The 601-nt window shown below is 72.0% G+C and carries 1 protein-coding gene; it reads right to left on the minus strand.

The window, feature by feature from the left end; all coding sequences use genetic code 11:
* The coding region (locus ACM9LD_RS25045) for a DUF222 domain-containing protein (RefSeq protein WP_415679219.1) at positions 1–565 on the minus strand (565 nt) is incomplete at its 3' end.
* Positions 566–601: the final 36 nt, after the last annotated feature.

Here is a 601-nt window from a genome sequence, read left to right on the forward strand (position 1 = left end):
TGCGCAGGTCCGCGCCGATCCCGATCAGGGTGGCGGCGTGCTGGCGCAGCGCCGCGTACACACCGACACCTTGAGCCACAGGTAGCAGCAACGAGACCCTGGCCATCCCCTCGGGCAGCGGGCGGATCGTGACGGTGCGGTCCTTCTCGGCGGACGCGTTCCGATCCACCGTCGCCTGCGCGTCCAGCCGATACGCGACCTGCTCGACCCGCGCGGCGAGTTGCTTGAGCCCCATTCCTGCGAGCGTCGCCGGGTCGGCACACAACTGCGCATCCGCGACATGCCGGTCCGAGGCGTCCAGGTGCGCGAGGCCGCCGACGATCACCGGGATCGCCTCCGGCGTGAGGTCACCGTCCCGCAGCCGGGCGCGGGTGCACGGCATCGTCTTCTCCAACTCCACCGCCCGCGCCACGAACTTCGCGGCGCTGTTGGGTGAGATGCGCAACGCCAGCCCGACCTCCGCCGCCACGCCCTGCTGCCAGCGGTCCTGCGGCAACCCCGCCGCCACCCGCTCGCACACGCGCTCGCGCAGCAGCTCCGCGGCCAACCGATACTGCTCGAACACCGTCCGGCACCGCTGCCGCTCCATCGAACGCAACCG

The sequence above is a fragment of the Tsukamurella hominis genome (assembly GCF_965137015.1).
Classification (GTDB): domain Bacteria; phylum Actinomycetota; class Actinomycetes; order Mycobacteriales; family Mycobacteriaceae; genus Tsukamurella; species Tsukamurella hominis.